Annotated in this window: 19 protein-coding genes and 2 pseudogenes; 14 read left to right on the top strand and 7 right to left on the bottom strand. The window is 60.7% G+C overall.

The window, feature by feature from the left end:
- The first annotated feature begins 67 nt into the window (after window positions 1-67).
- The 11 genes and pseudogenes from NIBR502773_RS04270 (at window position 68) to NIBR502773_RS04220 (ending at window position 13,747) form a co-directional block, all read left to right on the top strand.
- The gene (locus tag NIBR502773_RS04270) at window positions 68-1,588 is read left to right on the top strand and encodes an aldehyde dehydrogenase family protein (protein ID WP_141155451.1); all 1,521 of its coding nucleotides are present in this window, start codon (window positions 68-70) and stop codon (window positions 1,586-1,588) included.
- A 307-nt stretch (window positions 1,589-1,895) separates the two neighbouring features.
- Complete coding sequence (locus tag NIBR502773_RS04260; protein ID WP_141155450.1) at window positions 1,896-2,858, top strand: transposase; 963 nt, start codon at window positions 1,896-1,898, stop codon at window positions 2,856-2,858.
- Window positions 2,859-2,996: 138 nt separating this feature from the next.
- The gene (pqqA, locus tag NIBR502773_RS04255) at window positions 2,997-3,068 is read left to right on the top strand and encodes a pyrroloquinoline quinone precursor peptide PqqA (protein ID WP_010209364.1); all 72 of its coding nucleotides are present in this window, start codon (window positions 2,997-2,999) and stop codon (window positions 3,066-3,068) included.
- A gap of 141 nt (window positions 3,069-3,209) precedes the next feature.
- Window positions 3,210-7,360 (top strand): annotated as a pseudogene (locus NIBR502773_RS04250) (RHS repeat-associated core domain-containing protein); the annotation flags it as partial.
- Window positions 7,361-7,403: 43 nt separating this feature from the next.
- Window positions 7,404-7,847: a hypothetical protein gene (locus NIBR502773_RS04245; protein WP_141155449.1), complete on the top strand. Its 444-nt coding sequence runs from the start codon at window positions 7,404-7,406 to the stop codon at window positions 7,845-7,847.
- 126 nt (window positions 7,848-7,973) lie between these two features.
- Window positions 7,974-8,414 carry a hypothetical protein gene (locus tag NIBR502773_RS04240; protein ID WP_141155448.1) on the top strand — a complete coding sequence of 147 codons (441 nt, stop codon included), beginning with the start codon at window positions 7,974-7,976 and terminating at the stop codon, window positions 8,412-8,414.
- A 429-nt stretch (window positions 8,415-8,843) separates the two neighbouring features.
- A complete protein-coding gene (locus tag NIBR502773_RS04235) occupies window positions 8,844-9,284 on the top strand; it encodes a hypothetical protein (RefSeq protein ID WP_177414143.1) in 441 nt (146 codons plus the stop codon).
- A gap of 109 nt (window positions 9,285-9,393) precedes the next feature.
- Window positions 9,394-9,538, top strand: a pseudogene (locus tag NIBR502773_RS31225) (RHS repeat-associated core domain-containing protein); the annotation flags it as partial.
- Between the two features lie 134 nt (window positions 9,539-9,672).
- Window positions 9,673-10,836 (top strand): alcohol dehydrogenase-like regulatory protein ErcA, encoded by a 1,164-nt coding sequence (ercA, locus tag NIBR502773_RS04230; RefSeq protein ID WP_065926995.1) that lies wholly within the window; start codon window positions 9,673-9,675, stop codon window positions 10,834-10,836.
- Window positions 10,820-12,190: a hybrid sensor histidine kinase/response regulator gene (locus tag NIBR502773_RS04225; protein WP_141155447.1), complete on the top strand. Its 1,371-nt coding sequence runs from the start codon at window positions 10,820-10,822 to the stop codon at window positions 12,188-12,190. Before ercA ends, NIBR502773_RS04225 begins: the two co-directional genes overlap by 17 nt.
- A 78-nt stretch (window positions 12,191-12,268) precedes the next feature.
- Complete coding sequence (locus NIBR502773_RS04220; protein ID WP_115487075.1) at window positions 12,269-13,747, top strand: DASS family sodium-coupled anion symporter; 1,479 nt, start codon at window positions 12,269-12,271, stop codon at window positions 13,745-13,747.
- 146 nt (window positions 13,748-13,893) lie between these two features.
- Here the strand turns inward: NIBR502773_RS04220 and NIBR502773_RS04215 are convergent, their stop codons facing one another.
- The gene (locus tag NIBR502773_RS04215) at window positions 13,894-14,892 is read right to left on the bottom strand and encodes an NADP-dependent oxidoreductase (protein WP_141155446.1); all 999 of its coding nucleotides are present in this window, start codon (window positions 14,890-14,892) and stop codon (window positions 13,894-13,896) included.
- A 29-nt stretch (window positions 14,893-14,921) separates the two neighbouring features.
- A complete protein-coding gene (locus NIBR502773_RS04210; protein ID WP_115487077.1) occupies window positions 14,922-15,710 on the bottom strand; it encodes an SDR family oxidoreductase in 789 nt (262 codons plus the stop codon).
- Between the two features lie 178 nt (window positions 15,711-15,888).
- Here NIBR502773_RS04210 and NIBR502773_RS04205 point away from each other — a divergent pair, with 178 nt between their 5' ends.
- From NIBR502773_RS04205 to NIBR502773_RS04195, 3 genes are all read left to right on the top strand, one after another.
- The gene (locus NIBR502773_RS04205; RefSeq protein WP_065926999.1) at window positions 15,889-16,476 is read left to right on the top strand and encodes a TetR/AcrR family transcriptional regulator; all 588 of its coding nucleotides are present in this window, start codon (window positions 15,889-15,891) and stop codon (window positions 16,474-16,476) included.
- 116 nt (window positions 16,477-16,592) lie between these two features.
- Window positions 16,593-18,248 carry an MFS transporter gene (locus NIBR502773_RS04200; RefSeq protein WP_141155445.1) on the top strand — a complete coding sequence of 552 codons (1,656 nt, stop codon included), beginning with the start codon at window positions 16,593-16,595 and terminating at the stop codon, window positions 18,246-18,248.
- A complete protein-coding gene (locus NIBR502773_RS04195) occupies window positions 18,245-19,390 on the top strand; it encodes an HlyD family secretion protein (RefSeq protein WP_141155444.1) in 1,146 nt (381 codons plus the stop codon). Before NIBR502773_RS04200 ends, NIBR502773_RS04195 begins: the two co-directional genes overlap by 4 nt.
- Window positions 19,391-19,501: 111 nt before the next feature.
- On the opposite strand, the gene NIBR502773_RS04190 is transcribed toward NIBR502773_RS04195, so the two are convergent.
- From NIBR502773_RS04190 to NIBR502773_RS04170, 5 genes are all read right to left on the bottom strand, one after another.
- Window positions 19,502-20,359: an aldose 1-epimerase gene (locus NIBR502773_RS04190; RefSeq protein WP_141155443.1), complete on the bottom strand. Its 858-nt coding sequence runs from the start codon at window positions 20,357-20,359 to the stop codon at window positions 19,502-19,504.
- Window positions 20,359-21,639, bottom strand: coding sequence for a TRAP transporter large permease (locus NIBR502773_RS04185; RefSeq protein WP_027606219.1), 1,281 nt, complete (start codon window positions 21,637-21,639; stop codon window positions 20,359-20,361). Before NIBR502773_RS04185 ends, NIBR502773_RS04190 begins: the two co-directional genes overlap by 1 nt.
- A gap of 1 nt (window position 21,640) precedes the next feature.
- Window positions 21,641-22,168, bottom strand: a complete 528-nt coding sequence (locus NIBR502773_RS04180) for a TRAP transporter small permease (protein WP_115487080.1) — start codon at window positions 22,166-22,168, stop codon at window positions 21,641-21,643.
- Between the two features lie 66 nt (window positions 22,169-22,234).
- Window positions 22,235-23,197, bottom strand: coding sequence for a TRAP transporter substrate-binding protein (locus NIBR502773_RS04175; protein ID WP_053138521.1), 963 nt, complete (start codon window positions 23,195-23,197; stop codon window positions 22,235-22,237).
- A gap of 51 nt (window positions 23,198-23,248) precedes the next feature.
- Window positions 23,249-24,124 carry an SMP-30/gluconolactonase/LRE family protein gene (locus tag NIBR502773_RS04170; RefSeq protein WP_141155442.1) on the bottom strand — a complete coding sequence of 292 codons (876 nt, stop codon included), beginning with the start codon at window positions 24,122-24,124 and terminating at the stop codon, window positions 23,249-23,251.
- Window positions 24,125-24,137 lie beyond the last annotated feature (13 nt).

The following is a 24,137-nucleotide window of genomic DNA, read 5'->3' as shown; positions in this document are numbered from 1 at the left end:
GGGGGCTCTTTACTATCGGGTCATCGCCTGTTGACCGACAGGCCCGGACCCAGACAGAGGCTTTAACATGATCTACGCACAACCTGGCACCCCTGGCGCCATCGTCAGCTTCAAGCAGCGCTACGGCAATTACATCGGCGGCGAGTTCGTCGCCCCGCTCAGTGGTGAGTACTTCACCAACACCTCGCCGGTGACCGGTGAAGTGATCGCCGAATTCCCGCGCTCCAACGCCGCCGATATCGACAAGGCCCTTGACGCTGCCCATGCCGCCGCCGACGCCTGGGGCAAGACTTCGCCCCAGGATCGCTCCCTGGTGCTGCTGAAAATCGCCGACCGTATCGAGCAGCACCTCGAAGTGCTGGCCGTGACCGAAAGCTGGGACAACGGCAAGGCCGTGCGCGAAACCCTCAACGCCGACGTGCCCCTGGCCGCCGACCACTTCCGCTACTTCGCCGGCTGCATCCGCGCCCAGGAAGGCGGCGCCGCCGAGATCAACGAACACACCGCGGCCTATCACTTCCATGAGCCATTGGGCGTGGTCGGGCAGATCATTCCGTGGAACTTCCCGCTGCTGATGGCCGCCTGGAAGCTCGCCCCGGCCCTGGCCGCCGGTAACTGCATCGTGCTCAAGCCGGCCGAGCAGACGCCGCTGTCGATCATGGTGTTTGCCGAGTTGATCAATGACCTGCTGCCACCGGGCGTGCTGAATATCGTCCAGGGCTTTGGCCGCGAAGCCGGGGAGGCGCTGGCCACCAGCAAGCGCATCGCCAAGATCGCCTTTACCGGCTCGACCCCAATCGGTGCGCACATCATGCATGCGGCCGCCGAGAACCTCATTCCCTCCACCGTGGAACTGGGCGGCAAGTCGCCGAACATCTTCTTCGAAGACATCATGCAGGCTGAGCCGCAGTTCATCGAAAAAGCCGCCGAAGGCTTGGTGCTGGCGTTCTTCAACCAGGGCGAAGTGTGCACCTGCCCGTCGCGGGCGCTGGTGCAGGCGTCGATCTACGACGACTTCATGAAAGTGGTGATGAAGAAAATCGTCAAGATCAAGCGCGGCAACCCGCTGGACACCGAGACCATGGTCGGCGCCCAGGCGTCCGAGCAGCAATACGACAAGATCCTCTCCTACCTCAAGATCGCCCAGGAAGAGGGCGCCGAACTGCTCACCGGCGGCGCGGCCGAGCGCCTGGAGGGCGACCTGTCCAGCGGTTACTACATCCAGCCGACCCTGCTCAAGGGCCACAACAAGATGCGCGTGTTCCAGGAAGAAATCTTCGGCCCGGTGGTGGGTATCACCACCTTCAAGGACGAAGCCGAAGCCCTGGCGATTGCCAACGACAGCGAATTCGGCCTCGGCGCCGGGCTGTGGACCCGCGACATCAACCGCGCCTACCGCATGGGCCGGGCGATCAAGGCCGGCCGCGTGTGGACCAACTGTTATCACCTGTACCCGGCGCATGCGGCGTTTGGCGGCTACAAGAAATCGGGCGTGGGGCGTGAGAACCACAAGATGATGCTCGATCACTACCAGCAGACCAAGAATTTGCTGGTGAGCTACGACATCAATCCATTGGGTTTCTTCTAACCCTCTGACTGCAATGCGGTCCCCTGTGGGAGGGGGCTTGCTCCCGATGGCGGTGGGTCAGTCAATATTTATGGCACTGACATGCCGCTATCGGGAGCAAGCCCCCTTGTATGTTTAGACTTGAAGGGGTGGGTGGGACTAAAAGCCCGATTCTGACTCTAACCAGTACAGACCGTGGGAGACTTCGTCCCACCCCTTCTACCCAAAAGCGCCAATAAGGAATTCATCGGCAAGGCCGACGATAGAGACAAGTCAGCGCAACGGTAGACCCCAACAAGCTCTTAAACCCTAGCTCCGAGGATTCGTCATGACAATCCTTACTTCGCAAACGGTCGTGGGTGTTGATGTGGCCAAGGCTGAGGTGCTCGTCTATCGTGCCGATCTGCAAACCACACAAGCCATCCCCAATAATCGAACAGCACTCAAACGCTGGCTCAAGACGCTGCCCGCCCAAAGTGGCATTGCCGTCGAGGCCACCAATATTTACCACTTGGACACGGTTGAGTTGGCCCATGAGTTGGGTCATCAGGTCTACGTCGTGGACGGTTATCGCTTGAGTCATTACCGTCGCGGTGTCGGCCAACGAGCTAAAAATGATCCGTGCGATGCTCGTCTTCTAGCTCGGTACCTGGCGCATGAACAGGGTGGATTACGCGCTTGGAGCCCGCCACCCAAGGCTTACAAGGCCCTGCAAAGTCTGCTTCATCGACGGGCAGCACTGATCAAGGCGCGCGTCAGTCTGGCTCAGAGCTGGGCCGATGAGCCGCGCCTGGAAGAGGAGCTGAAATGTCTGATGGAGACGTTTAAGCACTCGGATTTGGCCATTCAAAAAAAGCTGCGCGACCTGAGCAAAGAGGCTGGAGTCGCCGAAAATATTGAGCGTTGCAAGGCCATTGAAGGCGTCGGAGTACTGACGGCAACCGGATTTGCGACGGCTTTTTTGCGTGGCGAGTTTAAGGATAGCAATGCCTTCATCGCTTTTTTGGGCATGGACTTGAGGGTCGATGACTCGGGAAAAAAGACGGGGAGTCGCAGTCTGACCAAGAAAGGGGATCCGGAAATACGGCGTCTGGCCCACAACTCGGCCATGGCTGCCTGTCGTTCAGCGACCTGGAAACCATTTTATGAAGGGTACCTGGCCAGAGGATTCAAGAAGACTCAGGCCTTGGTAATTCTTGCCCGAAAACTCGCACGGGTGGCGTTCGCCCTGATGAAAAACCAGAGCGAATACCAACCGAATCGGCCGTTGCAGGGTTGTCCTGCAACATAGAATCTCCCACATTTTGCTCCCTGTACATTCGCGACTAATGCAGTGCGGCATTTACTTCGAAAGTAGCATTCGCACCCCCATCCCCCATGCATTAATGCCCTTACCGGAATCTTCCGGCACAACAAGAGGACTCTCCCCATGTGGACCAAACCCGCCTTCACCGACCTGCGTATCGGCTTCGAAGTGACCATGTACTTCGCCAGCCGCTGATCCATCTCCGGCCAGCCTCGCGCTGGCCGGTGCTCAACTGGTCTTTGGGATCAGTCCTACAATTCCCTCGGAAAGTCTCACCTGAGCAAGGACACAATCGCGTGATTTGATCCTGGTCTTTTCAGACACGGATCGTTACGCATGACTGACACGCTGTGGGCCGCCCGCGAGGGTGACGCGCTTCTGCACAGTTCAATGCTCGCCGACGTGTTAGGCGGCGTCCTGGAGATTGCCGCCAACGTGGCCGTGACGGCCTTGGCGACAGCCGCTGTTGTTGCCGCAGCCGGCTTCACCGTGGCAACGGGCGGCATCGGCTGCGTTGTATTGGGCGCCGTCGTGGGGGTGGTGGTCGGCGTCGGCATGAGCCAGACCGGTGCGGATAAAGGCCTCTCACGATTATGTGAGTCTTTTGCCAATGCGCTGTTCCCTCCGGTCATCGACGCCTTCATCAGCAGCGGTTCGCCCAACGTCTTCATCAGCGGGAAACCTGCCGCGCGGGCGGCCGGCAAACTCTCGGATGTCATCGCGGCGCCAAGTGGTGAGCCGTCTTATCTGGATATCGCCGAAGGCTTTTTCTCTCAGCTATGGTGCCCTACGGTGGCCGCCCCGGTGGCCGCCGCTGTGCCTTGTCCTGCCGATAAGGTCGACTGCAATAAACACCCGCCAATGCCGGAGCAATACCTGGCGGAGGGCTCCAGCCGGGTCTTTATCAATGGTCAGCCCGCCGTGCGCAGTGGGGATCGGAGCACCTGCGAAGCCAAGGTCGGGAACGTACAGATTTCGCCGAATGTGATCATCGGTGGCGCGCCCTTGGTGGTGCGTGAGATTCGCAGCGGCAAGACACCGGGCGTGGGGTTGGCGGTGACGGCGTTGCTGACGTTGCGCGGCGGTGGCGCGAAGTTCTTCAGCAAGTTGCCGTGCATGGCGGTGGGCGGGATGGTGTCGTGGGGCAGCAGCCAGGTAAGTAATGCGGTGACTGCGGCGGTCGCGGGTTCGCCCAACCCGGTGCACAGCGCCACGGGCGCGAAGATCCTCGACGGTGAAGACGACCTGGACTTTGCTTTGCCAGGACTGCTGCCGATCGAGTGGCAGCGCTATTACTGCAGTAGAGATGAACGTCGTGACGGTCTGTTCGGCGCCAGTTGGAGCGTGGTTTATGAAGCCCGCGTCGACATTGGCGTGCATCCCGAAGGTGGTGAACGATTGGTCTACACCGATGAGCAGGCTCGCCAGATCGACATGGGCGTGATCCCGCTGGGTGGTGCGGTGTTCAGCGCCGGAGAGGGGTTGAGCGTGCGGCGCCATAGCAACGGCCAGTTGCTGATTGAAAGTGTCGACGGGCGCTATCGGTTGTTCAAACCAACGCCAGGCAATCCGTCGCACCTGCGTCTGAGCCAGTTGGGGGATCGCAATGACAACCGTATCCTCCTCGATTATGACGCCCAAGGCCGCCTGAGCCAGTTACGCGATCCCTTCACCGATGTGCGAATCGAACTGGGCTACAGCCAGCAATGGTCCGGTCGGGTCGAGCAGATTGAACGCCTGTTCCCTGATCACAGCCGCGAAATCCTTGCCAGCTATGGCTATGACGATGATGGCAACCTGGCTGAAGTTCGCGACGCTGCCGGGCATGTACAGCGCCGTTTCGCCTACGACAACGGCCAGCGCATAGTCGAGCACCAACGGCCCACCGGGCTACGTTGTTTTTACCAATGGGCGTGTGTGGAGGGCGCGGAATGGCGTGTAGTCCGACACTGGACCGACGAGGGCGACGACTACCAGTTCGACTATGACCTACACGCCGGAACCACGCGGATTACCGATGGCTTGCAGCGGGTCAGCATCCGCAGATGGAACCCGCAGTACCAGATCACCGCGTATACCGACAGCCTCGGTCAAACCTGGCAGTTTGAATGGAATGACGAGCGCCAGTTGCTCGGTGCCACCGATCCTCAGGGCGGTCGGTGGACGTTGGGTTACGACGCCTCCGGCAACCTGTGCGAGACGCAAGATCCGTTGGGGCGCGCTGAATCCACGGTGTGGCTGGCGCATTGGTCGCTGCCGCTGGTGGAGACCGATGCCGCCGGCCAAGCCTGGCAGTATCAATACGACCCGCGTGGCAACTGTGTCAGCGAAACCGATCCGCTGGGGCAGGTCACCCGCTATCGCTATGACGGGTTTGGCCAAGTGGTAGAAATCATCGACGCCGCAGAAAAGCGCAAAACCCTGCGTTGGAACGAAACCGGGCAGTTGATTGAGTACGTCGATTGTTCGGGCTATCCCACGCGCTTCGAGTACGACCGTCGGGGCCACTTGCATGTCGTGATCGATGCGGGGGTGAGCGGCAGCGCTATCAACACGACAGCCAGGGCCGCCTGCTGCAAACCGAAAGGCCCTATGGGCATATCGAGCATTATCTGCGCGACACCAGCGGCCAGTTGATCGCCTACACCGATGCAGCCGGCCAGATCACCCGCTACCAATACGACCGCCGTGGGCAGGTCCGCCAGCGCGTCGATGCCCAAGGCCGACAGATCGAATTGCGCCACGACGCCTACGGTCGCCTGCAAACCCTGACCAATGAAAACGGTGAGCGCTACCGCTTTGCCTGGGACCACGGTGACCGCCTTGCGCAGCAGCAAGACCTCGATGGTAGTGGCCGACGTTATGCCTACGATGCGCTGGATAACCTGGCTGCTGTCGAATATGTGCCTTCGAATGATGCGCCTTCTATCGTGCATCGCCTGGAGCGCGATGCAGCCGGGCGCTTGCGGGCGAAAGTGACCGATGATGGTCGCACCGACTACACCTACGATTTAGTCGACCAACTCACCGCCGTCAGCTTCACCGGCAACGACCAGACCACCCAGACCTTGGCCTTCGTCTACGATCCACTTGGCCAACTGCTCACCGAACACAGCGCTGCCGGCAGCCTGAACCACCACTACGACGAACTCGGCAACCTGATCCAGACGCAACTGCCCGACGGTCGCTGGCTCAATCGCCTGTACTACGGCAGCGGCCACCTGCACCAGCTCAACCTCGACGGCCACGTCATCAGCGACTTCGAACGCGACCGCCTGCACCGCGAAGTGCTGCGCACTCAAGGGCAGATCACCACCCGCAGCGAGTTCGACCGCTGCGGCCGATTACGCTCGCGTAAACGTAGCCCAACAGGCCAACCCCGGCAGCTGCCGCCCTCCCAACAAAAAACCTTCGAATACGACCCGGCCGACAACCTGATCGGCCGCCTGGAAGAGAGCCGACGCCAACTGCTGCACTACGATGCGACCGGTCGGATTATCGCTACTCAGGACAACACGCAAGGTCAGCAGGAAACCTTCGCCTACGATGCGGCCGCCAACTTGCTGGATGGGCCCCAGCCTGGCGCCGGATTAGTGAGGCACAACCAGTTGTTGACCTATCAGGACAAGCGCTACCGCTACGACGGCTTTGGTCGGCTGATCGAAAAACGTAGCACCCTCAGAGGCTTGCAACGCTTCGCCTACGACGCTGAACACCGCCTGATCGAAGTGCATAGCCAGAAAAGCGGGCGAGAAACGCGGGTAAAAATGCGCTATGACCCACTCGGCCGACGTATCAGTAAAACCGAATACGACAGCCACGGTTATCGGCAGGGCGAAACCCGCTTCGACTGGGACGGCCTGCGCCTGTTGCAGGAACATCGGTATAGCCAGACCAGCCTCTACCTCTATGAAGACGACGGCTACGCGCCGCTTGCCCGAGTCGACGGAAAGGGCGAACACCAGCGCGTGCGCTATTACCACAACGATCTGAATGGGCTGCCGGAACAGCTGACGGAAGCCGACGGAAACAACGTGTGGCACGCGACTTATCGGGTGTGGGGCAACACGCTGGAGGAGGTGCGCGAGCCTTACTACATTGAAGAACAGAACCTGCGGTTTCAGGGGCAGTATCTGGATCGAGAGACGGGGCTGCACTACAACACGTTTCGGTTTTATGACCCGGATGCGGGGCGGTTTACGACGCCGGATCCGATTGGGTTGGCTGGGGGGCTGAATCTCTATCAATATGGGCCTAACCCGATAGGGTGGGTGGACCCAAAGGGCCTGAGTTGCATACACGCCGAGAGGGCAAGGCGGCTTAGATATAAAAAAACCAATGAGCGGTCGCACGGCCAGCCGGTATATTTGAACAGCAAGGCCCCGATCAAGCTTAAGTACATTACTCCAGACGTAGATAAACATAACGGCGGCTTTTGGAAAGCAGCCGACAGCGTCAAAAATTTGGGTTCTAAGAGGACTCGGTCGGGCACCTTTGACGAAAATCTCAATCGGGTAGGTGATTAGAACGATGAAATATTCTTACCGGATAACGAAGTACGATCCCCTGGGTAACGAGTGCTTAAATAGCGAGTGGACGAGCTTCTTTGACATTGGAAAAAGCGTGTCGGAAGAAGAGTACCTACTCACCGAAACTAACTATGTAGAAACGGTCATTGCAATTTGCCAATGCTTGGGTGTTTCAGTGTTGATAATTAGCAATCTTGAAATTAATTCAGAGGGTGAACCTTACACGGAAGGGCAGAGCATTGAGGTCGATCGACTAGCTCCAGTCCTCAAAGCTATTTTGAGAGAAAAAATCTGGTGCAAGCTGAAATCTGCCAGCTGTGAATTTCACTTTGGCTATGACTATTACATGTATCTAATCTCGGAAACTGACGCAGCTCTCTGCTTTCCAAAGGAAAAAAGCAAGCTTTTCTTTGAGACGTTTCTATCACCTTATCTTAATAGTTAGACCTGACGTGAATGTCATTGCGCCCAATGAACTACTGAATACCGATTGACCAACGCTACGTCGTCGGGTCGTCGTGGCGCTTGTCGATATCCTCCTCGTAGTAAATAGATACTGAGGACGTTACCTATGAAAGACCTATCTGAAGAAATTCCAGATCTAGATGCGCAAATTTCTTCCATCGTAGAAGGTGGAAACAAGCTGGACGAAGAGGGCAAAAAAACTCAGGCGCTTGCTGCTTATATTCAAGCGTGGGAGCTACTCCCAGAGCCAAAATTGGGCTGGAAGCTATTGGCCGGATGGATTGCGGGCTCGCTTTACAACTTCTACTTTGATAACGGTGATTTCAAAAAATCTAAGTATTGGGCTCAAGCTGCACTCGCTGGCAGAAGTTCCCAACGGAATACCGGGCCATTGATGGATTTGGGTATGGTTTGTCTCGAACTTTACGAGGAGGACGAGGCTTTTCAACATTTTGATGTGGCTTATTCCATCGGGAAAGAAAGAGCTTTCAAAGAAAGGCCAAAAAAATACCTGAATTTTTATTTGATTAAGAAAAATAAGAAATGAATAGACGATTCAAATGTTTTCAACTCTGTTGCGACTGCTTTTCAAAAAACAGTGAGTTTATTACAGCTAACGTGAGTCATTTGGAGCGCGGATGGCTTTAAAGCCTTGAATGGCCGATGGTGTTCATTGGGCAGCTCGACATCAGTGATGTTGAGTCATGACTACGCTCAGGCATACCTGTTTTTTGATGAAGAGAAAAAGACCTTTCATGCCATTACTCAAGTATGTTGATCTTTCGTTCTGGCGCCATTCTACAACCCGATCACGCAACTTAGCTGGATAATTCGATGACCCCGACAAAGACTAAGCTTTACCGCTACCACCGTCTCCGCCGAATGATCGACAGCCAGAACAGAGAGTGAGAAACGCTCATGACCCGCTCAACGATATGTTCCAAGCCACCCGAAACTAATACTCAGAGGAGGGAACATGAGTGAGTTGACTGATTTTCACGTTTTCTGGGGCGCGGCTATGGCTGTTGCTGAAAAAAAATCCGCCTCGATGGAGGCCGATGGGGCCGAGGATTTCGCCCAACGGCTTTACGATGAATACGTTGAGCAGGGCGCGCCAAAGAATAAAAGGAAATGGCTAGCTGAACGGTTGGAAAATGAATTTCTCTGTTTAAAAGAGAGCCCCGTATGGGTGGGGGAGCCGGCATGGTTGTACCATCAGGGTCAACCTATGGTTTTTTACATCAATTTTCAGTTTTACTTTCAGCACAGCACATCAAAGAAAAAATCTCTCTTGGCGATACCGTCTACGTGTTTGGCGCAAAACATCGTCTCAAAAGGCCGGCAGAGGATACTTGGACTGATATATATCGCACCGTCGTTCAAACGTTTGAGGGCGAAACTACAGTGGAAATTCTAGCGTAGGCTGTATTGAAAAGCGCTAGCCAAAGAAGACCAAGGGGAAGAATAACGGGGACAGCTTTTATTAAAATATTTTTAATTCAAATAGATCTGTCTCCTCTATGCCATGGGGCAACACGCTGGAGGAGGTGCGCGAGCCGTACTACATTGAAGAACAGAACCTGTGGTTTCAGGGGCAGTATCTGGATCGGAAGACGGGGCTGCACTACAACACGTTTCGGTTTTTATGTTCCGGATGTGGGGCGGTTTACGAAGACGACGTCTATGTTGGCGTTCGCACAAGCGCGATGGTCGTATTGGGAATGACCCTTTGGTCTGATTGCATTCGCTCCCGAATGGGTTAGTGTGAAGCGCATCTCCCAAAAATAATAACAACAGGCTTTCCAATGAGCCCCAATCTGAGCCTCCTGCGTAAATTCGTCTCGCCTGAAATCATCTTCGGTGCCGGCTGCCGGCACAACGTCGGTAACTACGCCAAGACCTTTGGTGCGCGCAAGGTCCTGGTGGTCAGCGACCCCGGTGTGATCGCCGCCGGATGGGTCGCCGATGTGGAAGCCAGCCTGCAGGCCATCGGCATCGACTACTGCCTGTACAGCGCCGTGTCGCCCAACCCGCGCGTCGAGGAAGTGATGCTCGGTGCCGAGGTATACCGGGAAAACCATTGCGACGTGATCGTGGCGATCGGCGGCGGCAGCCCCATGGACTGCGGCAAGGCCATCGGCATTGTGGTCGCCCATGGGCGCTGCATCCTCGAGTTCGAAGGCGTGGACACCATCCGTGTGCCGAGCCCGCCGCTGATCCTGATCCCCACCACCGCCGGCACCTCGGCGGATGTCTCGCAGTTCGTGATCATTTCCAACCAGCAGGAACGCATGAAGTTCTCCATCGTCAGCAAGGCGGTGGTGCCGGATGTGTCGCTGATCGACCCGGAAACCACGGCGAGCATGGACCCGTTCCTGTCCGCCTGTACCGGTATCGACGCGCTGGTGCATGCGATCGAGGCGTTCGTGTCCACCGGCCACGGCCCGCTGACCGACCCCCATGCGCTGGAAGCCATGCGCCTGATCAACGGCAACCTGGTGCAGATGATCGCCAACCCCGGTGACATTGCCCTGCGCGAGAAGATCATGCTCGGCAGCATGCAGGCGGGGTTGGCGTTCTCCAATGCGATCCTCGGCGCGGTGCATGCCATGTCCCACAGCCTCGGCGGGTTTCTCGACCTGCCCCATGGCTTGTGCAACGCGGTCCTGGTGGAACACGTGGTGGCGTTCAACTACAACTCGGCGCCGGAGCGTTTCAAGGTGATTGCCGAGACCTTCGGCATCGATTGCCGTGGCCTCAACCACCGACAGATCTGTGGGCGCCTGGTGGAACACCTGATTGCCCTGAAACACGCCATCGGCTTCCATGAAACCCTCGGCCTGCATGGCGTGCGCGTGGCGGACATTCCGTTCCTGTCCCAGCATGCGATGCACGACCCGTGCATCCTCACCAACCCGCGCGAGTCCAGCCAGCGTGATGTCGAGGTGGTGTATGGCGAAGCGCTCTGACGACCAGCAACAGGCCCTCGCCGGTCTGTTGGGCCTGGGCAATCACTCGGCGCGCAAGAGCCACTACCCGGAACTCACCGCGCGTCTCGACGAGCTGGAGGCCGAGCGCAACCGCTATATCCGTCTCAACGATGAGCTGGAGCAGCGCGTGGCGGCGCGCACCGATGAACTGCTGGAAGCCAACCGCAACCTGCAACAGCAGATCGCCCAGCGCGAGCAGGTCGAGCAAGAGCTGCGTGACGCCCGCGATGCCGCCGAGGCCGCCAACCGCAGCAAGGACAAATACCTCGCCGCCGCCAGCCATGACCTGTTGCAGCCACTCAACGCCGCGCGACTGCTGGTCTCCACCCTGCGCGAGCGCAACCTGCCCAGCGTCGAACAGGTGCTGGTGGAACGTACGCACCAGGCCCTGGAAGGCGCCGAGGATTTGCTCACCGACCTGCTGGATATCTCGCGGCTCGACCAGGCGGCGGTCAAGCCCGATGTGGCGCTGTATCGCCTGGATGAGCTGTTTGCGCCGCTGGTCTCGGAGTTCCAGTCGGTGGCGCTGGCGGCCGGGCTGAACCTGCGCGCGCGTACCGGCCATTATGCGATTCGCACCGACCTGCGCCTGGTGACGCGGATCCTGCGTAACTTCCTCAGCAACGCCTGCCGCTACACCGACGAGGGCTGCATCTTGCTCGGCGCGCGCCGCCGTGGCGATCGCCTGCGCCTGGAAGTGTGGGACACCGGGCGCGGCATCGCGGCCGACCGCCTCGACGCGATCTTCCTCGAGTTCAACCAGCTCGACGTCGGCCGTGCCTCGGACCGCAAAGGCGTAGGGCTGGGCCTGGCGATTGTCGAGCGCATCGCCGAGATCCTCGGCTACCCGGTGGCAGTCCGTTCGTGGCCCGGGCGCGGTTCGATGTTCAGTATCGAGGTGCCCATCAGCGAAGAGATGCCCCTGGCGATCAGCCAACTGCCGGCGCAACCGAGCACGGGCAACCCGCTGCCGGGAAGGCGCCTGCTGGTAATCGACAACGAGGTGAGCATCCTCGACAGCATGCGTGCGCTGCTGGCGCAGTGGGGCTGCGAGGTGATCACCGCCACCGACCAGGCCGGGGCGTTGCTGGCGTTGCAGGGCAGGGCGCCGGAGCTGATCCTCGCCGACTACCACCTTGACCATGGGGTGGTGGGTTGTGCGGTGGTCAAGCACCTGCGCGAGCATTTCGCGCAGAACATCCCCGCCGTGATCATCACCGCCGACCGCACCGACCAGTGCCGCCGCGCGCTGCGCCGCCTGGACGCGCCGTTGCTGAACAAACCGCTCAAGCCCGGCAAGTTGCGGGCGGTGTTGAGCCAGTTATTGACCTAGGGTTGATACCCGTCAACACCTGTTGCGGCGCTTTGCCCCATGCTGCGGGCTCTGATTCAGCGCCCGACGGAGCCCGCCATGAACGCCCCCGCAACAACCGCAGCCTCATTCAAGTTGCCCCCGGGCCTGGTGATTGGCGTACTGGTGATGGTCGGCGTGCTGCTGTTGCCGCTGCCCGCCGACCTGCCGGTGGCCGGGCAGCGCATGCTGGCGATCCTCGCGTTTGCCGTGGTGGTGTGGATCACCGAGGCGGTGTCCTATGAAGCCAGCGCGATCATGATCACCTCGCTCATGGCGTTTTTGCTCGGCACCGCGCCGTCGCTGCAAGACCCCACGCACCTGATCGGCTCCAGCCCGGCCATCAGCATGGCGCTTACCGGCTTTTCCAACCCGGCACTGGCCCTGGTGGCGGGCGCATTGTTCATCGCGGCGGCCATGACCCACACCGGCCTGGACCGGCGTATCGCCCTGGTGACCCTGACCCGCGTCGGCACCAGCACGCGGGGCATTCTGCTGGGGGCAATTGCGGTGACCATCCTGCTCAGCCTCGTGGTGCCCAGCGCCACGGCGCGCAGTGCCTGTGTGGTGCCGATCATGATGGGCGTGGTTGCTGCGTTCGGCGTGGACAAACGCTCCAACATCGCCGCCGGCCTGATGATCGTGGTGGCCCAGGGCACCAGCATCTGGAACGTCGGCATCCAGACCGCCGCCGCGCAAAACCTGCTGACCGTGGGCTTTATGGACAAGATGCTCGGCCAGCGCGTGTCGTGGATCGACTGGCTGATCGCCGGCGCGCCGTGGGCGGTGATCATGTCGGCGGTGTTGCTGTTCCTGGTGATCAAGCTGCTGCCGCCGGAAACCGACAGCATCCCCGGTGGCAAGGAGGCCGTGGCCCAGTCCCTGGTGGACATCGGCCCGATGACCGGCCCGCAGAAACGCTTGCTGACGGTGTCGGTGCTGCTGCTGTTGGCGTGGGCCACGGAAGGGCGCCTGCACCCGTTCGACACCACCTCGACCACCTACGCCGGGTTGGTGTTCCTGCTGCTGCCGGGCATCGGGGTGATGACCTGGAAGGATGTGCAATCGCGCATCCCGTGGGGCACGGTGATCGTGTTTGGCGTGGGCATCAGCCTCGGTACCGCATTGCTGACTACCCAGGCCGGGCAATGGCTGGGGTCCCAGGTGGTGGCGCACACTGGCCTGGATCAGGTCGGGCCGTTGGGGGTGTTTGCGATCCTGGGGGCGTTTCTGATTGTGATCCACCTGGGCTTTGCCAGCGCCACGGCACTGACTTCGGCGTTGTTGCCGATATTGATTGCGGTGCTGCAGACCTTGCCGGGGGAGTTCAACCGCTTGGGCATGACCATGCTGTTGGGGTTTGTGATGAGCTACGGGTTTATCCTGCCGATCAATGCGCCGCAGAACATGGTGTGCCTGGGGACCGGGACGTTTACGGCGCGGCAGTTTGCCAAGGTGGGGATTTTGGTGACGTTGTTCGGGTATGGGTTGATGTTGGTGTTTGCGGCGACTTATTGGAGCTGGCTCGGTTGGATCTGATTTGAAATGCGTTTCTGGATGCCCATGAGATCCACTGTGGCAGGCCGCTGATGTGGTGAGCGGGCTTGTCCCGCGCTGGGGGCGCTTCGCACCCCAACGCGGGACAAGTCTGCATCGCCATCAGCTTGAGCGTTGGGTGGGCTTAGTCATAGGACCTTGATCACCACCTTGCCCTTGGCTCTGCCCCGTTCGACGTAGCTCAAGGCCTCAGCCGTTGCCTCGAGAGGGAAGGTTCGGTCGATCACCGGTGTGATGGCGCCGGACTCGACGAGCGCGGTGATTTTCTGCAATTGCGCACCGCTCGCACGCATGAACACGAACCTGTAGTCGACGCCCTGCCTGCGGGCTTTTCTGCGTATGCCGCTGCTTAACAGGCGCATGACCCAGCCCAGTCCCCAGGACAGCTTTTGCTCGCGTGCGAACTCGGCGGTCGGTGGTCCCGAGATGGAGATGAGCTGCCCAACCGGCTTGAGAATGCGCAGGGATTTTTCCAGTTCGGCGGGGCCGAGGCTGTTCAAGACGACGTCGTAGTCACGCAACACGTTTTCGACGTTTTGCTGCGTGTAGTCGATGACCACGTCTGCTCCCAACGCCTTGACCCACTCCACGTTGGCGGTGCTGGTCGTGGTGGCAACGAAAGCCCCCAGGTGTTTTGCCAGCTGGATGGCAATGCTGCCGACACCACCGGAGCCCGCCTGGATAAAGACTTTTTGCCCCTTCTTCACGCGGGCTGTTTCAACCAGCACCTGCCAGGCGGTCAGTGCCACCAGGGGCAGGGCGGCGGCTTGTTCCATGCTGGTGTTGTTGGGTTTCAGTGCGAGGGCACTTTCCTTAATTGCGATCAGTTCGGCAAAGCCACCGATGCGCGCGTCGGGCGGGCGCGCGTAGACCTCGTCACCGGGTTTGAAGGTGCGCACGCCTGACCCTACGCGAACGACGACGCCGGCCAGGTCGTTGCCCATGATCAGCGGGAATGTGTAGGGCAGGATCAGTTTGAATTCACCCTTGCTGATCTTCGAATCCAGCTGGTTGACGCTGCTGGCATGTACCTTGACCAATACGTCGTGGATGCCCGGTTCCGGATCCGGTACCTCGGCAAGGCGTCCTTGATGCTTGCCGTAACGGTCAATCAGGAAGGCTTTCATCGTTCGGTTCCCATGGCTATACGTGACAATCACGCCTTGGCTTGATAGCGCTCGGCGACGACCGACTGGCGAATCTCTGACAGCAAACCCTGGCGGGCGGCTTGCAGGGCATCCCAGCGGGCGGCGTCTTGCAATGGCGGAATGGTCACCGGTTCGCGACGATCAAAACCGACCAGCGCAGCATCGACCAACTCGTCCACGCTCATGATTTCGCTCAGGGTATTGATGTCGATGCCTGCGCGATCCCAGATTTCCGTGCGGGTGGCGGCTGGAAGAACGGCTTGCACGTAGACGCCCTTGGGCGAGAGTTCGAGGCTCAGCCCCTGGGATAGAAACAGCACGAACGCCTTGGTTGCACCGTAGACGCTCATGCCGAATTCCGGTGCCAGCCCCACCACCGAGCCAATGTTGATGATCGCGCCGTTACCGGCGTGTACCAGGCGTGGCGCGATGGCGCTGGCGAGTCGTACCAGGGCGGTGGTGTTGAGCGCGACCAGGTTGGTAACGCTGTCGATGGATTGCTCGATGAAGCTGCCGGAGAGGGCGGCGCCCGCATTGTTCACCAGGATGCCGATACTGGCGTCGTCACGCAGGCGTGCTTCGACGCGGGCCAGGTCACCGGTTTGAGTCAGGTCGGCCTGGATCACGTCAATGGACACCGCGTGTTTCTCACGCAGCTGCGAGGCCAGTGCGTCCAGCCGGCCTTTATCGCGGGCTACCAGCACGAGATTGTGCCCACGTTGGGCAAAACGCTCGGCGTAGGTCGCGCCAATGCCTGTGGAGGCGCCAGTGATCAGTGCGGTTTCGGGAGTGCTCATAAATGGATGCTCTTGAGTGTTCAGGATGATCAGGTACGGCGATCGGCGCCACACAGCCGCAGGGATAGGTGCGGGTGGTTTTATGATGTCTATCATAATCAAAGCTGTCAATGGTTTTGATTATGACCGACATCAGAGTATGATCAGGTCATTGTTCAGGAGTCGTAAGGGCCGCGAAATGAAGATCACCAAGACACAATCACTCGCCAACCGAGCTCATATTGTGGAGACGGCGTCAGAGCTGTTTCGTGAGCGTGGCTATGACGGTGTGGGTGTGGCAGAACTCATGGCTACCGCGGGTTTTACCCAGGGAGGCTTCTACAAACACTTTGGCTCCAAGGCCGACTTGATGGCCGAAGCAGCGGAAAATAGCCTGGCAAAGTCCCTGTCGAATAGCTCCGATCTGGACATTCCGGGCTTTGTGAACCTGTACGTGTCCAGGGATCACAGAGACGGCAGGGGAGAGGGGTGCACCATGGCAGCCCTGTGTGGTGACGCGGCCCGTCAGTCAGATGATCTGAAGGCAACCTTTGCCAGTGGCGTTGAAAACACGCTTGCAGCACTCGAGGACAAGTACACGGCGGGTGTGGATGTGCCCAGGCAAGAGGTCCGCGCGAAAATGATCGACCTGCTGGCCCATGCAATCGGTGCGGTCATGCTGTCGCGGGCGTGTCCGGATGACTCGGCCCTGGCGGATGAAATATTGGAAACGTGCCGCGCTGAGATAATGGCATCCCTGCCATCGAGTAAAGAAAGCAGCGCATGAGTGGCAAGATGGGCGCTGACCGACGCGCCCAAGATGGCAAGATGAACCCCGCTCAGGTTTACTACTCTGAGTAGTGGTTTTACCGACGTCACCCGTCGGCTCATCTAGGTCATCGAATGGACAAATACACCCCCCGCCCCTGGGAACCCCACGAGCGCCCGAGCCTGCCGGGCTCGCCGTCGACGCCGTTGCATCCGACGCACAAGCGCTGGCTGTTTGCGATGGTCGGCGTGCTGGTGGCAATCACCGGTGGCCTGGGCAACGCGCTGGTCATCGCCAACCTGCAATACCTGCAAGGCGCCCTCGGTGCGACCACCGCGGAAATGGCCTGGCTGCCCGCCGCCTATGTGATGACCAACGTATGCATGAACCTGCTGCTGGTGAAGTTCCGCCAGCAATTCGGCCTGCGCGCGTTTACCGAGGTGTTCCTGGTGCTCTACGCGCTGGTGACCTTCGGCCACTTGTTCGTCAACGACCTCAACTCGGCCATCGCCGTACGGGCGGCCCATGGCATGGTGGGTGCGGCGCTGAGTTCGTTGGGCTTGTACTACATGATCCAGGCGTTCCCGGCCAAGTGGCGGTTGAAATCCCTGGTGCTGGGGCTGGGCACGGCGCAGTTGGCCTTGCCCCTGGCGCGGCTGTTCTCCGAGGACCTGCTGCAGATCGCCGAATGGCGCGGGCTTTACCTGTTCGAACTGGGCCTGGCGCTGATCTGCCTGGGTTGTGTATTCCTGCTCAAACTGCCCCCCGGCGACCGCTTCAAGACCTTTGAAAAACTCGACTTCGTCACCTTCGCCATTCTCGCCAGCGGTGTCGCGCTGCTGTGTGCGGTGCTGTCCCTGGGGCGTATCGACTGGTGGCTGGAAGCGCCGTGGATCGGCGTGGCCTCGGCCTGTTCTCTGGTGCTGATCATGGCCGGCCTGGCCATCGAGCATAACCGCGCCAACCCGATGCTGATGACCCGCTGGCTGGGCAGCGGCACCATGATCCGCCTGGCGTTGGCGGTGATCCTGATTCGCATGGTGCTGTCGGAGCAGTCCACCGGTGCGGTGGGGTTCATGCAGATGCTGAACATGAGCTACCAGCAGATGCATACGCTGTACGTGGTGATGCTGGCCGGCGCGATCAGCGGGCTGGCGGTCAGTGCGCTGACGATCAACCCGGCGCACCTGCTGATGCCGCTGGTGATTTCCCTGGCGCTGATGGCCACCGGCTCGGTGATGGACAGTTTCTCCAGCAACCTCACGCGTCCGCAGAACCTGTACATCAGCCAGTTCCTGCTAGGCTTCGGTGGCACCTTCTTCCTGGGGCCGACCATGGTGCTGGGGACCAAAAACGTGCTGGCCAACCCGCGTAACCTGGTGAGCTTTTCGGTGATGTTCGGGATCTGCCAGAACCTCGGCGGCCTGATCGGCGCGGCCTTGCTCGGCACCTTCCAGATCGTGCGCGAGAAGTATCATTCCAGCATGATCGTCGAGCACCTGACGCTGCTCGACCCGCGTGTGGCCGCGCGTGTGGCCGCGCGGGTGCAGAGCGGCGGCTCGGCCTATGGCGGTATCGTCGCCGACCCGGAACTGCGGAACCTCATGGGCATCCGCAGCCTGGCCACGGCGGCGACCCGCGAGGCCAATGTCATGGCCTACAACGATGTGTTCATGCTGATCGCGATTGTCGCGATCCTGACCATGATCTGGATCTTTATCCGCAGTCTGTGGCTGATGAGCACCACTAAAACAGCCACTCCTGTTCAACCCAGCGGCGCTACTTCATGACCGAACCGACCACCACGACCACCAACGCCATCGCCGCCACCCCGGAAGGCACCACGCCGCCCGGCGCCACGGTCACCGAGCCGCGCTCATTGCGCGTGCGCATTCTCTCGTCCCTGGGCTTTGCCGCGATTGCCATCGTCGGCGTGCTGATCGTGCTGTATGCCTGGCAATTGCCGCCGTTCAGCAGCGCGGTGGAAACCACCGAGAACGCCCTGGTGCGCGGCCAGGTGACCATTATCGGCCCGCAGCTCAGCGGCTATGTGTTCGAGGTGCCGGTGCAGGACTTCCAGTACGTCAAGGCCGGCGACCTGCTGGTGCGCCTGGATGACCGCATCTACAAGCAGCGCCTCGACCAGGCGCTGGCGCAACTGGCGGTGCAGAAGGCCGCGCTGGCCAATGTGGTGCAGCAACGCAACAGTGCCGAAGCCACCATCAAGCTGCGCCAGGCCGCCCTGGTGGACAGCCAGGCCCAGGCGCGCAAAAGCACCGCCGACCTGCGCCGCAACGAAGCGCTGATCAGCGACGGTTCGGTGTCCAAGCGCGAGCTGGACGTGACCCGCGCCGCCAATGCCCAGACCATCGCGGCGGTGGCCCAGGCCCAGGCCAGCCTGGAAATCGCGCGGCAGGATTTGCAGACGGTGATCGTCAATCGCGGCTCCCTGGAAGCGGCGGTGGCCAGTGCCGAGGCGGCGGTGGAACTGGCGCGGATCGACCTGTCCAACACCCGCATTACGGCGCCGCGTGACGGGCAGCTGGGGCAGATTGGCGTGCGCCTGGGGGCCTACGTCAACTCCGGCGCGCAGTTGATGGCGCTGGTGCCGAAGCAGCTGTGGGTGATCGCCAACATGAAGGAAACCCAGATGGACAATGTGCAGGTCGGCCAGCCGGTGACCTTCACCGTGGATGCGCTGAACCACCGCAGGTTTCACGGCACGGTGCAGCATATTTCCCCAGCCACGGGCTCGGAGTTCAGCCTGTTGCAGGCGGACAACGCGACGGGCAACTTTGTGAAGATTGCCCAGCGCGTGCCGGTCAGGATTACCGTGGACCCGGATCAGGCTGAGAGCGAGCGGTTGCGGCCGGGGTTGTCGGTGGTGGTGAGTATCGATACCGCCGGCCGCCTCAAAAACTCCCCACCTTGAGCATGGCGCTGATCCCCGTAGGAGCGAGCTTGCTCGCGAAGATCGTCAACGATAACGCGGGGCGCCTGATGCCCCGCGTTGTCCTGAGGTTCTTCGCGAGCAAGCTCGCTCCTACAGGGGGGTGTATTTCAGGTTGAAATTGAGTTGGACCGACTGATTGTGTTCCAGCAGTTTCAGGCCCGGCCGTCCCGCCAGGTGATGAGCATTCACCGGATGGCTCACCGGCTCGATGCAAAAGAACCCCAGCCCCGGCGGGCAGTACAGCAGGAAGTAATCGGCCCCGCTGGCCTGGCATTCCAGCGCATAGCCCAGGTCCGGCTGTTCGATCCGGCAATAGCCATCCCACTGGCAAAAACCGTTGTCCACCAAGCCTTCGGGCAGGGGCTTCAATGCCTGGAAGTCCCACTCGCCCGGCACCGGCGCCAACCCGGTCGGCAGCTTGGACGCGTCACTCATCCACACCTGTGCGGCCCTGGCCTGCAACCGGGTACCCGGCCGGCGCGGAAAGTACGGATGCAAGCCCAGGCCATGCCATGCGGCTGTTTCGGCCAGATGGGTCACCCGCAGTTCAATACTCAACGCTCCTTCGCTCAAGCGAATCCGCTGCTCGGCGCGATAGGCAAACGGCGTCTCGCACAGCACCTCCAGCACCACTTCATCCGCCGTGTGGCTGACCACCTGCCACGCCTGTTGCCAGGCCGAGCCATGGATCGGCAGCGGATCGGTGAGGCTGTTGGGCGTGAGCGGGAGCCAGCCGTCGGGGTTGTCGAAACCGCCGTGGGCAATGCGGTTGGACCAGGGCACCAATGGATAGCACCCCAGCTTGCCCGGCAAACCGGTATGGATCGCCTGCTGGTCGTTATGGCGCAACAACGGCTGGCCGGTGGCGCGCACTGTCCAGTTGACGAGGCTGCCGCCCACGGCCGGGTTCAGGGTGAGGTGGGTCAGGTTATCTTCGAGTTCAATCATCACAGCACCACGCTCGGCAGCCACAACGACAGCGCCGGAATGTACGTCACCGCCATCAGCACCAGGAACAGCACGGCATAAAACGGCAGCAGCGCCTTCACGGTCTTCTCGATACTGACCTTGCCCACCGCCGCCCCCACGAACAGCACCGCACCCACCGGCGGGGTGATCAGGCCGATGCCGAGGTTGACCAGCATGATCATGCCGAAGTGCACCGGGTCGACGCCGATACCGAGCACCACCGGCAGCAGGATGGGCGTGAGGATCAGGATCAGCGGCGCCATGTCCATCACCGTGCCGAGCAACAGCAGCATGGCGTTGATGCACATCAGGATCACGTAGCGGTTGTCCGACAGGGTCAGGAACAGCGTGGTGATCTTCGCCGGGATCTGCATCAGGGTCATGATGTAGCCGAAGCTGGCCGCGAAGGCGATCAGGATCATCACGATGGAAATGGTGCGCACCGTGCGGTGCATCAGCTTGGGCAGCTCGCTCCATTTGTAGTCGCGGTAGATGAACATGGTCACGAAGAACGCCCACAGCACGGCAATCGCGGCGGACTCGGTGGCGGTGAAGATGCCCGAGAGGATGCCGCCGAGGATGATCACCATGGCCATCAGGCCCCAGAGCGCGTCGGCGCAAATTTTCAGCGCCTGCTTGAGCGGGATCACTTCGCCCTTGGGGTAGTTGCGTTTTTTCGCGAAGATCAGGCACAGCACCATCAGGCACGCGCTCATCAGCAAGCCGGGCACCACGCCGGCCATGAACAGCGAGGCGATGGACACCGTGCCGCCCGCCGCCAGGGAGTAGAGCACCGAGTTATGGCTGGGCGGGGTCAGCAGCGCCTGCACCGAACCGCTGACGGTGACGGCGGTGGCAAATTCCCGTGGGTAGCCACGGCGCTCCATTTCCGGGATCAGCACCGAGCCCACCGAGGCGGTGTCGGCCACCGACGAGCCGGAGATGGCGCCAAAGAACGTCGAGGCCATGATGTTCACCAGCGACAGGCCTCCGCGCACAAACCCCACCAGCACCCCGGCAAACGCCACCAGCCGGCGCGACATGCCGCCCTCGGCCATGATCGCCCCCGCCAGCACGAAGAACGGAATCGCCATCAGCGAGAATTTGTTCACCCCGCCTGCGACCTGAATCATCAGGGCCTGGAACGGGATGTCGATCCACCATGCGCCAATCAGCGCCGACAGCCCCAGGGCGTAGGCCACCGGCATGCCGATCAGGATCAAGGCGATAAAGCTGCCCAGCAGAATCAATGCGTCCATATCAGGCAGCCCCTTCGCTTTCTTCCACCAGGTCGAAGCGCACCACGCGTCGGTTGCTCTGGTCTCCGAGCAGGAGTTTTTCCACCACGAAGATCAGGGTCAGCAGCCCGCCAATCGGGATCGGCATATAGGTGATGCCCACGCGCAGGGTCGGGATGGCGCTCATGAACTGGTTCCAGGTGGACAGGCACAGCTTGGTGCCCCAGATCGCCATGAACAGGCAGATGGTGCCCATCAACAGTTGCGAAAGGATGCCGACGAGGCGGCGCTGGGCGGGCGGCAGGCGGTCCGTGACCATGGCCACCGACATATGCGCACCGGCGCGGTAGCTGGCGGCGGCACCGATAAAGGTAAACACCAGCATCAGCAGGATGGCGGTGGGCTCCGGCCAGCTGGAGCCGGTGCCGAGGACGTAGCGGGCGAAGATGCCCCAGGGAATGATCAGCGCGACGCCGAGAACCGAAAGGCCGGCGACCCAGATGCAGGTCATGTAGATGCGGTCGTTGATGCGCAGCAGTAGATTCTTCATGGCGTTCACCGTAACCGGGCGCGTCGGTGCAGACCGCGCCGGGCCTTTTGCGAGAGGCAGGGGAGGTTATTGAACGGCGTCGATGCGCGCGATGATGTCGGCGTAAGGCGCGCCGTACTTGGCGCGAACCGCTGCGGTGGCGTCATAGAAGGGCTTTTTGTCGACGGTGATGAACTCGACGCCGGCCTTTTTGAGTTTTTCCTCACTGCTGGCGGACTTGGCATCCCACAGCGCGCGCTCATCAGCCTGGGCGGCCTTGGCGGCGTTTTTGACCATGACCTGTTGCGCTGGGGTGAGCTTGTTCCAGGTGATTTTCGACATCACGATGGGCTCGGGCAGGATCAGGTGCTCGGTGAGGGTGTAGTACTTGGCGTTCTGGAAATGATTGTGTTCCAGCAGGGTCGGCGGGTTGTTCTCCGCGCCGTCGATCACCCCCGTCTGCAAGGCGCTGAAGATCTCGCCGGTGTCCATGGCAATGCCGTTGGCGCCCATCGCGTTGAATGCATCGATGAACAGCGGGTTGCCTTGCACGCGGATCTTCATGCCCTTGAGGTCTTCGATCTTGCGCACCGGCTTCTTGGTGTAGAGGTTGCGTGTGCCGCCGTCCATCCAGGCCAGGGCCACCAGGCCGAACTCGGAGTCGGTGATCTTGGCGAGGATTTCATCGCCGATCTCGCCATCGATGACCTTGCGCATGTGTGCCTGGTCGCGGAACACGAACGGCAGGTTGAACACGTTCACGTCCGGCACCACCGGCCCGACGATGCCGAGGCTGACGCGGGTCATTTGCACGGCGCCGACCTGGGCCTGTTCGACCACTTCCTTCTCGGAGCCCAGCACGCCGCCGGGGAAATACTTGAAGGTCAGTTCGCCGTTGCTTTCCTTGGTCAGGGCCTTGCCCATGTTTTCTTCGGCGACGACGGTAGGGTAGCCGGCGGGGTGGATGTCGGCGAATTTGATTTCCAGCGCATGGGCGGCGCTGCTGAGGGTAAAGACTGCGGCGGCGAGCAAGGTGCGTTTGAAGTCCATGGGAGGTCACTCCTGTGTTGTTATTGTTGTATTCAAGGCACAGCGATGCAGCTAGAGGATGAAACGGGGCTCCGGCAATCCGGTGACGCCGGGGTTGAGGGCGAACACGCCACCGGACACTGACTGGGCACTCTGGTCGTCACGGATCGAGGTGACGAACAGGGTGTCCAGGCGGCTGCCGCCGAAGGCGCACATAGTGGGTTTTTTCACCGGCACGCTCAGGGAGCGGTCCAGGCGTCCGTCGGGGGTGAAGCGGTGGATCAGGCCGGCGTCGTTGGCGCAGATCCAGTAGCAGCCATCGGCGTCCACGGCGGCGCCGTCGGGGCGGCCGAGGAAGTTGTGCATGTCGACGAACACGCGACGGTTGGACGGCGTGCCGGTGTCGATGTCGTAGTCGAAGGCCCAGATCTGCTGGACCAGCGGGTGCGAATCCGAGGCATACATCGTGCGACCATCGGGGCTGAAGGCCAGGCCGTTGAGGGTGATAAAACCGTCCAGCTGGGCGTGGGGGGCCGAACCCGATGCATAGCGATAGAGGATGCCTTCGGCCGCATTCGCGCCCATGTTCAGCACCATGCTGCCGGCCCAGAAACGCCCCTGGCGATCGCAACGGCCGTCGTTCAGGCGCATGTCCGGACGTGGGTGCTCGACGCCGGCCAACGGCGCGGTATCGAGGCTGCCGTCGTTGTGCGGCGTGAGTTGGAAGAAGCCGGTTTCCATCCCGGCGACCCAGTTGCCCGCCGTGGTGCGGGCAATGCAGGCGAGCATCTGCGGGGCTTTCCAGGCGGCAACGTGGCCGCTGGCGGCGCTCCATTTTTGCAGGCCGCCGTTGGGGATATCCACCCAGTACAGGGCGTTTTCCTCGGGCACCCACACCGGGCATTCGCCCACGGCATTGCGGGCGTCGACAATCAATTCAGCAGTCATGGCCACTCATTCC

Origin of the sequence: Pseudomonas sp. NIBRBAC000502773, assembly GCF_006517195.1 — a bacterium.
Lineage (GTDB): Bacteria > Pseudomonadota > Gammaproteobacteria > Pseudomonadales > Pseudomonadaceae > Aquipseudomonas > Aquipseudomonas marginalis.
Note: the sequence above shows the minus strand (reverse complement) of the source record. Positions and strands in the feature narration are given on the sequence as shown.

Bases quoted from the DNA above. Each gene is read 5' to 3' on its own strand.
- NIBR502773_RS04270 (WP_141155451.1), top strand. From the start codon at position 68: ATGATCTACGCACAACCTGGCACCCCTGGCGCCATCGTCAGCTTCAAG.
- NIBR502773_RS04260 (WP_141155450.1), top strand. From the start codon at position 1,896: ATGACAATCCTTACTTCGCAAACGGTCGTGGGTGTTGATGTGGCCAAG.
- NIBR502773_RS04245 (WP_141155449.1), top strand. From the start codon at position 7,404: ATGAAATATTCTTACCGGATAACGAAGTACGATCCCCTGGGTAACGAG.
- NIBR502773_RS04240 (WP_141155448.1), top strand. From the start codon at position 7,974: ATGAAAGACCTATCTGAAGAAATTCCAGATCTAGATGCGCAAATTTCT.
- NIBR502773_RS04235 (WP_177414143.1), top strand. From the start codon at position 8,844: ATGAGTGAGTTGACTGATTTTCACGTTTTCTGGGGCGCGGCTATGGCT.
- ercA (WP_065926995.1), top strand. From the start codon at position 9,673: ATGAGCCCCAATCTGAGCCTCCTGCGTAAATTCGTCTCGCCTGAAATC.
- NIBR502773_RS04225 (WP_141155447.1), top strand. From the start codon at position 10,820: ATGGCGAAGCGCTCTGACGACCAGCAACAGGCCCTCGCCGGTCTGTTG.
- NIBR502773_RS04220 (WP_115487075.1), top strand. From the start codon at position 12,269: ATGAACGCCCCCGCAACAACCGCAGCCTCATTCAAGTTGCCCCCGGGC.
- NIBR502773_RS04215 (WP_141155446.1), bottom strand. From the start codon at position 14,892: ATGAAAGCCTTCCTGATTGACCGTTACGGCAAGCATCAAGGACGCCTT.
- NIBR502773_RS04210 (WP_115487077.1), bottom strand. From the start codon at position 15,710: ATGAGCACTCCCGAAACCGCACTGATCACTGGCGCCTCCACAGGCATT.
- NIBR502773_RS04205 (WP_065926999.1), top strand. From the start codon at position 15,889: ATGAAGATCACCAAGACACAATCACTCGCCAACCGAGCTCATATTGTG.
- NIBR502773_RS04200 (WP_141155445.1), top strand. From the start codon at position 16,593: ATGGACAAATACACCCCCCGCCCCTGGGAACCCCACGAGCGCCCGAGC.
- NIBR502773_RS04195 (WP_141155444.1), top strand. From the start codon at position 18,245: ATGACCGAACCGACCACCACGACCACCAACGCCATCGCCGCCACCCCG.
- NIBR502773_RS04190 (WP_141155443.1), bottom strand. From the start codon at position 20,359: ATGATTGAACTCGAAGATAACCTGACCCACCTCACCCTGAACCCGGCC.
- NIBR502773_RS04185 (WP_027606219.1), bottom strand. From the start codon at position 21,639: ATGGACGCATTGATTCTGCTGGGCAGCTTTATCGCCTTGATCCTGATC.
- NIBR502773_RS04180 (WP_115487080.1), bottom strand. From the start codon at position 22,168: ATGAAGAATCTACTGCTGCGCATCAACGACCGCATCTACATGACCTGC.
- NIBR502773_RS04175 (WP_053138521.1), bottom strand. From the start codon at position 23,197: ATGGACTTCAAACGCACCTTGCTCGCCGCCGCAGTCTTTACCCTCAGC.
- NIBR502773_RS04170 (WP_141155442.1), bottom strand. From the start codon at position 24,124: ATGACTGCTGAATTGATTGTCGACGCCCGCAATGCCGTGGGCGAATGC.